The 8,149-nt window shown below is 40.5% G+C and carries 7 protein-coding genes and 3 tRNA genes; 6 read left to right on the forward strand and 4 right to left on the reverse strand.

The annotated features are described in order from the left end of the window. The first annotated feature begins 103 nt into the window (after positions 1 to 103). Positions 104 to 1,309, forward strand: a complete 1,206-nt coding sequence (csdA, locus tag CYG50_RS14870; RefSeq protein ID WP_102139950.1) for a cysteine desulfurase CsdA — start codon at positions 104 to 106, stop codon at positions 1,307 to 1,309. A gap of 18 nt (positions 1,310 to 1,327) precedes the next feature. Continuing rightward, positions 1,328 to 1,786, forward strand: coding sequence for a cysteine desulfurase sulfur acceptor subunit CsdE (gene csdE / locus CYG50_RS14875; protein WP_102139951.1), 459 nt, complete (start codon positions 1,328 to 1,330; stop codon positions 1,784 to 1,786). 41 nt (positions 1,787 to 1,827) lie between these two features. On the opposite strand, the gene tcdA is transcribed toward csdE, so the two are convergent. Together tcdA and mltA are read right to left on the reverse strand one after the other, a co-directional pair. After that, on the reverse strand, positions 1,828 to 2,643 hold the full coding sequence (gene tcdA, locus CYG50_RS14880) for a tRNA cyclic N6-threonylcarbamoyladenosine(37) synthase TcdA (protein ID WP_102139952.1): 816 nt from the start codon (positions 2,641 to 2,643) through the stop codon (positions 1,828 to 1,830). A 30-nt stretch (positions 2,644 to 2,673) separates the two neighbouring features. Beyond that, positions 2,674 to 3,795 carry a murein transglycosylase A gene (gene mltA / locus CYG50_RS14885; protein ID WP_181489889.1) on the reverse strand — a complete coding sequence of 374 codons (1,122 nt, stop codon included), beginning with the start codon at positions 3,793 to 3,795 and terminating at the stop codon, positions 2,674 to 2,676. Between the two features lie 232 nt (positions 3,796 to 4,027). Between mltA and CYG50_RS14890 the strand changes: the two genes are divergently transcribed. From CYG50_RS14890 to CYG50_RS14900, 3 genes are all read left to right on the forward strand, one after another. After that, positions 4,028 to 4,104: transfer RNA gene (locus CYG50_RS14890), tRNA-Met, on the forward strand. 61 nt (positions 4,105 to 4,165) lie between these two features. Continuing rightward, positions 4,166 to 4,242, forward strand: a tRNA-Met gene (locus CYG50_RS14895). A gap of 18 nt (positions 4,243 to 4,260) precedes the next feature. Continuing rightward, a tRNA-Met gene (locus tag CYG50_RS14900) sits at positions 4,261 to 4,337 on the forward strand. 135 nt (positions 4,338 to 4,472) lie between these two features. On the opposite strand, the gene amiC is transcribed toward CYG50_RS14900, so the two are convergent. Then, positions 4,473 to 5,723 carry an N-acetylmuramoyl-L-alanine amidase AmiC gene (amiC, locus tag CYG50_RS14905; RefSeq protein WP_102139953.1) on the reverse strand — a complete coding sequence of 417 codons (1,251 nt, stop codon included), beginning with the start codon at positions 5,721 to 5,723 and terminating at the stop codon, positions 4,473 to 4,475. A 362-nt stretch (positions 5,724 to 6,085) separates the two neighbouring features. On the opposite strand from amiC, the gene argA reads away from it, so the two are divergent. After that, the gene (gene argA, locus CYG50_RS14910) at positions 6,086 to 7,429 is read left to right on the forward strand and encodes an amino-acid N-acetyltransferase (protein WP_102139954.1); all 1,344 of its coding nucleotides are present in this window, start codon (positions 6,086 to 6,088) and stop codon (positions 7,427 to 7,429) included. A gap of 104 nt (positions 7,430 to 7,533) precedes the next feature. Here argA and CYG50_RS14915 read toward each other — a convergent pair whose 3' ends face one another. Then, positions 7,534 to 8,103 (reverse strand): hypothetical protein, encoded by a 570-nt coding sequence (locus CYG50_RS14915; protein WP_102139955.1) that lies wholly within the window; start codon positions 8,101 to 8,103, stop codon positions 7,534 to 7,536. Positions 8,104 to 8,149: the final 46 nt, after the last annotated feature.

Below are 8,149 nucleotides of genomic sequence, written 5' to 3' on the forward strand. Positions count from 1 at the left end.
AATCAGAAAATAACTATAAATGTACTAATAAATGTACAATCAACTAATACAGCACTCAGTAAAATCAAAACACATTGAAATTTTGACTAAAAAGAAAATACTCATGGACCATTTTAGCGCTACCACATTTCGCCTCGCCTTCCCAGCGATAGACTCGTCAACACTATTTTTTGATAGTGCGGCCACGGCTCTGAAGCCTATTGCCATGATCAATGCATCAAATGACTATTATCGCTTGTCAGGCAGTTCCGTATACCGAGGTCAGTCACCTGAATCACTAAAATTAACACGTGATTATGAGCAGGGGCGAATTCGTGCCGCAAAATATATTCATGCTTCAAATGAAAAAAATATTATTTGGACACGCGGGACAACAGAATCAATTAATTTAATTGCACAAGGTTATTTTCGCTCAACATTACAACCTGACGATGAAATTATTGTTAGTGAAATAGAACATCATTCAAATTTATTACCATGGATTATGCTTTCGCAACAAACAGGTGCCAAAATTATAAAATGGCCAGTTGAAAAAAACCTGACGTTAAACCTTGATGTACTCAAATCTAAATTATCTGAAAAAACGAAAGTTATCGCTATCACACAAATGTCCAATGTAACTGGGTATCAACCAGATATACAGACAGTAACTCAACTTGCTCACCAAGTAGGAGCTCTCGTCGTTGTTGATGGTGCACAAGGTGTCGTTCATAGCCCTATTAATGTCAGTGAGCTGAATGTCGATTTCTATGTATTTTCAGCACATAAGTTATATGGACCCACAGGGCTTGGGGTTTGCTATGCCAAAACAGAACTTTTAGAGCAAATGACCCCTTGGCATGGTGGCGGTAAGATGTTGACTCACGTCACATTTGATAATTTTACGCTTGCTCCTATTCCCCAACGATTCGAAGCAGGAACACCGAATATTGCTGGTGTAATTGCCTTTTCAGCTGTTCTAGAGTGGCTGGAAGAGATAAATTTAACACTAGCAGAAACATATACTTGCTCATTAACCGAATATGCAGCTAAAAAACTATCGGCACTTCCCGGCTTTATTAGCTATAGTGTGCCTCATTCTCCTTTGCTATCATTTAACTTCAAAGATGTTCATCATAGTGATCTGGGAGCCCTCTTGACCGAGCAAAATATTGCACTACGCTATGGTCAACACTGCACCCAACCATTAATGGATGCATTAAATATAAGTGGCTGCTTGCGCGTCTCAATGATGCCTTACAACAACCTGCAAGATGTCGATAAATTTATTGACGCAGTCACCGTTTCACTTTCTATACTCAATGAATAAATCAATAAAGGAAGCCTAATGACTTCGACTAACCATGAACTTGCTCCGCACCCATTCGGTACAGAGATTAAAATTCAAGAAATAGTTGAACAGTTTTCCACACATAAAGCATGGGAAGATAAATATCGTTTATTAATTCAATTTGCGAGAAAGCTGCCTGTATTGTCTGATGATGAAAAACTGCAAACTCAAGAAGTTAAAGGCTGTGAAAACCGAGTTTGGATCGGAGCACGGCTCAATGATAATGAAACATTTCATTTTTATGGGGATAGTGAAGGCCGGGTAGTAAAAGGGTTATTTGCTATTTTATTAGCCGCGGTAGAGCAAAAAACAGCAAAAGAGATCATGGAAATTGATTTTGACCACTTATTAGCTCAAACCGGCTTACCTTCGCAACTCAGCGAGTCTCGCCAAAATGGTATTCAATCACTCGTTACTGCAATTCAAAATATTGCCAATGAAATGACACCTGCGTAATTCATTAAATGAGGCTATCTATCGCAATAGCCTCATTCGCTTTACAGATTTTCCATTTCTCGTTGTGACTTTGCTATCATTTTTTTAAGTGCATGTGAAACGGCAACAAACCCAAAACTCGCTGTAACCATAGTAACTGCGCCAAAGCCTGAAGCGCAGTCCATACGCTTAGAACCATCCGCAGTACTTTTTGCCGCACATACCGTGCCATCGCTTTGTGGATAAACAAGTTGCTCGGTAGAAAAAACACAGTCAATCCCAAGCTTTCCTTTCCCGTTTTTAATGACGTTAAAATCAGATTTTAAGCGTTCTCGCAACTTAGCCGCTAATGGGTCTTGGATAGTCTTAGCCAAGTCTGCCACTTGAATTTTTGTTGGGTCGATTTGCCCACCAGCGCCCCCTATGGTGATAATAGGTATTTTAAAGCGCCTACAATACGCTAGTAACGCTGCTTTAGGCCTCACACTATCAATAGCATCAATAACATAATCAAACCCCGTACTAAGGTAGTGAGCGACATTATCGACAGTAATAAAGTCATCAATAACATTCACTACACACTCAGGGTTAATTTCTAAAATACGATTTTTCATCACCTCAACTTTTGGTTGCCCAACCGTCGACTTGATGGCATGTAATTGACGATTAGTATTAGTCACACAGATATCATCCATATCAATCAATGTGATGAACCCAATACCTGAACGAGCAAGCGCCTCCGCGGCCCATACACCTACCCCACCAACCCCAATGACACAAACGTGAGAACGTGCAAAAAGATGAAGAGCATGTTGCCCATATAAACGCCCGATCCCAGCAAAACGCTGCATCCAAGCATCAGAAAGCTTAGCTTGCATAATAACGAACAACCTCAGTTAAATCTGTGACTACAGTGAACCAAATAGCGGCTGGCTTTTTTTCAGCACCCAAACTCGCCCATAATGGTTATAAAAACCGGCCATTTTCCCAGCGTCATGACCTATACCGTGGTAAATATCAAAATGATGCCCTTTAATTGCACCACCGACATCCAAGGCTATCATCATACGCATTTCATACTGCCCCGTAAATTTCCCGTTATTATCTAATACAGGGATTTCTGCGAGCAAAGCTGTACCCGGTGGAATGAGGGTTTTATCTGATGCAACGGATGCTTTAGCAATTAAAGGAACCGCACTTGCGCCTCTAACAGGGACAAATGATTGCGGTTTAAAAAAGACAAATGACGGGTTTTCTTCTAAAAGCTGGCGAACTTCTTGCTCGCTATGCTGGTCCGTCCAATCATGGATAGCTTGTAATGACATTTGGCTAAGAGGAACCTCACCGCGGTCTACCAGCACTTTTCCGATACTTTTGTACGCATGGCCATTTTTACCTGCATAACCAAAGAAATTCAAAGGGCTACCATCCCCAAAATCAACATAGCCACTTCCCTGAACTTCCATCATAAAATTTTCAACGGGTGAATTACTATAAGCTAAAATTAAATTATCACTCAGGGCACCGTTATAAATCGCGGCTCGGCTAGGTAAACGCTTCTTTCCTTTTGGGGGCATACCGTATAACGGATAACGAAATTCACCTTGTGCCATACGACGGGCCTCAATCACAGGTGTGTAATATCCTGTAAATTGCACGTTTCCATAATTATCGGCACCTTCCATTTGGAAAGCCGTTAAATTGAAATTTGCCAATTGAGCCGGATCTCCTCCCGCCATCAACCAGTTTTCTATGGCATGGTAAGCATCATTGTTACTTTTAAACAACCGTGGTGATGCATTTTTGATTTCATTAACCTGCTGATTAAAATCTGGTGCATTGATTGGTCGTCCCTGTACATTCACTTGATTTACTTTCTGTAAATCTTGAACTAAGCGACCATCTTTATATTGTTGGCCTTTATCCGTTGGATGGGTTTGGCACCCAGCTAATAAGGAAAGAAATACACTGGTTACTAACCACTTTTTTACTGTTTGTTTATTGACGATTTTTGTTAGCCCTATATTCATGCTCTACCACCCAGATAAATCCAACAATCCAATATGAAGCGCACAATAGCAAACCCAATTAGGGAATGAAACGTGTAAATATATTTAGAGTGGTTATTTTCCTTCACCAACTCATCAAAGTGTAAAAAACAGCCAGACAGAACAAATTTTGTTCGGTAAATGCTAAATTTTGAAAAAAAAACACGAAAAAACTTGCATCAGATCTCATCCCGAGTATAGTGCCCGCATCGGACGCGGGGTGGAGCAGCATGGTAGCTCGTCGGGCTCATAACCCGAAGGTCGTTGGTTCAAATCCAGCCCCCGCAACCAATTACTGATTAAATCAGTAAAGTAACAAAAAATCTGCAGTATAAAGTCGTAAAAATTCAGTCGCGGGATGGAGCAGCATGGTAGCTCGTCGGGCTCATAACCCGAAGGTCGTTGGTTCAAATCCAGCTCCCGCAACCAATTTTTTACCTCTTCAGTCGCGGGGTGGAGCAGCATGGTAGCTCGTCGGGCTCATAACCCGAAGGTCGTTGGTTCAAATCCAGCCCCCGCAACCAATTCTTTTGAGTCCCCTTTCTGGTCCCCCATCACCTTTTTAATATCACTATAAAAATTCTATTTTTAATCATAACTGAAAAATAAAAAAGGCGATCCACATACGTTTATCACCTTTCTTAATCTTTTTAAATTAACTAGTTGCGGATCGCTAATGCACCACCGTTACGGAAATAAGCTTTTACTCCTTCAAAAATGGATTCTGCCATTTGCTGTTGGAATTTTGCTGTTTTTAATTTCTTCTCTTCTTCCAAATTACTAATAAAAGCGGTTTCGACTAGAATCGATGGGATCTCAGGTGCTTTAAGTACCGCGAAACCGGCTTGGTCAACTCTGTTTTTATGCAGTTTGTTAACTTTCCCCATCCGTTTTAGTACTTCATCACCGAATTTCAAGCTGTCATTAATTGTCGCAGTTTGCACGAGATCAAACATCGTATGGTCAAGATACACATCACCACTTTTACTCACTCCGCCCACTAAGTCCGCTTCGTTTTGTGTTTGTGCAAGGTAACGAGCCGTATTACTGGTCGCGCCTTTCGTCGATAGTGCAAAAACAGAAGAGCCTCGGGCTGAACGATTAGTAAATGCATCCGCATGAATTGAAACGAATAAATCTGCCTGCATTTTACGCGCTTTCGCCACTCGGACTTTTAATGGAATAAAGACATCTTCATTGCGTGTCATATAGGAGCGCATTTTAGGATCTTTATCTATCAGTGCTTTTAGCCGACGTGCGATCTGTAAAACCACATCTTTTTCGCGCGTTTTATATTTGCCGATCGCACCGGGGTCTTCGCCACCATGTCCTGGGTCGATCATAATAATAATTGGGCGATCCGTCCCTGCTTTACCTGGTTTCTTCGCTTGAGCAGGCATGCTCTCCTCAAGATCACCTTTATTATAATCCTCAAGTAATGCCAATAGAGGATCATCATTGGTGTCAACGCCTTTACCTGGATAAAAATCAAGAACTAAGCGATGCTTAAATTCCGCAACAGGGGCCATCGAGAAGAATTGAGGACTGACTTTATTTTTAACTTCAAATACCAAGCGAACCGTTTTCGGATCAAATTGCCCAACTCTAACTAGTTTAAGGTAGGGATCACGTGTTTGAATTTGAGTTCCCATATCCTTCAATACATTATTTAACTGCACCCCTTCAAGATCGACCACAATACGCTCAGGGTTATTAAGCACAAACTGACGGTACTTCAATGGAGTACTAGATTCCAATGTAACTCGTGTATAGCTCGATGCTGGCCAAATGCGCACAGCCACCACGCTGCTACTCGCAGAAAAACCGAATGGGCTAATGCTCAGTAACATAACTGCTGCTGCGCCTTGAATAAAACGACGCTTCGATGGGTTGTGATCTTGGTGACTCATCAATAATTCCGAACCTAGAACTGAGAAATAAAGTGATTTTAGGATAAATGCTAATAGTTAGCCTTGAAATACGCACTCTAACTAATCATTTGCACTCTGTCATTAAGAATATATCAAAGCATCTATAGAGTTACAGACATGAGTATAACCTAATCATACTGAGAGAAAATATTTGTGAGTGACTTTCTGTGTCAATTTTATGCAATTTAGTTTTCATAGAGTATATCGAGTTAAATTTAGAGATATGTAAATGTAAAAAATAAAAATGTTACTTTTTTTATCCCATCTTTTACTTGATATTTACCGACAAAAAGAATAAAAATACATTATTAACGAATAAAAATTCAATTAAGAGGGTTGTTATGAAAGAGCGCAGCACCGAGTTGGTTGATGAGTTTCGCCATTCGGTTCCTTATATAAACGCCCACCGCGGCAAAACATTTATTATTATGCTTGGTGGTGAAGCGATTGCGCATGAAAATTTTCCTAGCATTGTCAATGACATAGGATTATTGCATAGTTTAGGCATCAGAATTGTTGTCGTTTATGGCGCTAGGCCTCAAATTGAGGACATTTTAGCAGAGCATAAATATGATGCGGTTTATCATAAACATACTCGCGTCACCGATGCGAATACTCTTGAATATGTAAAGCAAGCTTCTGGCGCTTTACAATTAGATATCACGGCTCGGTTATCTATGAGCTTAGGTAATACCCCGCTTCAAGGCGCACACATTAATGTGGTTAGTGGCAATTTCGTTATTGCCCAACCTCTGGGCGTTGACGATGGTATTGATTATTGCCACAGTGGAAGGATCCGTCGTATTAATGAAGAAGCCATTAATAATCAATTAGATAATGGTTCTATTGTACTAATTGGGCCGGTTGCCGTCTCAGTCACAGGGGAAAGTTTTAATCTGACCTCTGAAGAAATTGCCACTCAATTAGCAGTAAAAATGAAAGCGGAAAAACTGATCGGTTTTTGCTCCTCACAAGGTGTAGCAGACAAAGAAGGCAATATTTTGTCTGAATTATTCCCAAATGAAGCAGAAAACCGCATCCAAGAACTTGAATCTGAAGGTGATTACTATTCAGGAACTGTGCGCTTTTTACGCGGAGCCGCAAAAGCTTGCCGCCGAGGCGTCCGCCGTAGCCACCTATTGAGCTACCAAGAAAATGGCTCGTTAATTCAAGAGTTATTCTCTCGTGATGGTATTGGTACCCAAATCGTCATGGAAAGTGCGGAACAAATCCGCCGTGCAAACATTAATGATATTGGTGGAATATTAGAGCTTATTCGCCCATTAGAACAACAAGGTATTTTAGTTAGACGTTCACGTGAGCAATTAGAAATGGAAATTGATAAATTTACCATTATTGAACGTGATAACTTAGTCATCGCTTGTGCAGCGCTTTACCCTTACCCAGAAGAAAAACTAGGTGAAATGGCTTGTGTCGCTGTTCATCCTGATTACCGAAGTTCATCTAGAGGAGAGGAGTTACTGCACCGTGTTGCTGTACAAGCAAAACAATTTGGTTTAGATAAACTATTTGTCCTGACAACTCGTAGTATCCATTGGTTTCAAGAGCGTGGTTTTACCCCCGCGGAGATTGAGATGTTACCAATGAAAAAGCAGGCTTTATATAACTACCAGCGTCGCTCTAAGATATTGATTTTAGACCTAAAAAACCAAGCTGATAAGTGAATATTAGAGTCTTAAGCATAATTACTGTTTCGTCACTGACTTTAGCCCCAAACTATACAAGGATGCATAGTTTGGGTCGTAGCTTTAAAACTACGGAATAGCCGTTAAGCTATCTGAATAACTCTAGCTTTCTCACACAAAGGAATGGAATCTAAATGTGGTTGGATTGCCGCTTTCATCTCAGCGAAAGATGTACCATAAAAATAGAATGCGGTTTCTGTCGGGCCATCCCAAACGCCATGAATGCTTCCAATATCTTCCACAGCATCATCTAGAATATCGAACACTTCACTGATATCCCCGTTTTCATAAACGTCATCCGCGAGTTCTGTCCCGTTGAAATAAATAGCCATACCTTCATCTGAACCAAAATCGATTCGAACATCTTCCCCATGAATAAATAAACGAGAGCCTTTTGGAGCTAACATTGAAGAAAAAAGTTGAATAATTAAACTGATATTTTCGTCACTCGCCTCTTCAAGTGCTATTTCTATATCACATTCCTGCGCTTCACCATTATCACCTAATAATGTCCCACCACCTGTGACATGGATATTTTTATCCATGCTTTTCATGACTTCATTAAATGCATCGTCTAAGTCACCACGCCTAATAGGCTCAAGCCTTGCATTTAATGTTACTGTAATTGCCGTCATTTCTTGCTGGTTATCCATCTCATTACCTTTACTTTAGGGTGAATTATTCACGTAACTTACAAAT

Source organism: Providencia huaxiensis (assembly GCF_002843235.3).
GTDB lineage: Bacteria > Pseudomonadota > Gammaproteobacteria > Enterobacterales > Enterobacteriaceae > Providencia > Providencia huaxiensis.

Coding starts and splice junctions, on each gene's coding strand:
- csdA (WP_102139950.1), top strand. CDS start 104: ATGGACCATTTTAGCGCTACCACATTTCGCCTCGCCTTCCCAGCGATA.
- argA (WP_102139954.1), top strand. CDS start 6,086: ATGAAAGAGCGCAGCACCGAGTTGGTTGATGAGTTTCGCCATTCGGTT.
- csdE (WP_102139951.1), top strand. CDS start 1,328: ATGACTTCGACTAACCATGAACTTGCTCCGCACCCATTCGGTACAGAG.
- CYG50_RS14915 (WP_102139955.1), bottom strand. CDS start 8,103: ATGGATAACCAGCAAGAAATGACGGCAATTACAGTAACATTAAATGCA.
- tcdA (WP_102139952.1), bottom strand. CDS start 2,643: ATGCAAGCTAAGCTTTCTGATGCTTGGATGCAGCGTTTTGCTGGGATC.
- mltA (WP_181489889.1), bottom strand. CDS start 3,795: ATGAATATAGGGCTAACAAAAATCGTCAATAAACAAACAGTAAAAAAG.
- amiC (WP_102139953.1), bottom strand. CDS start 5,723: ATGAGTCACCAAGATCACAACCCATCGAAGCGTCGTTTTATTCAAGGC.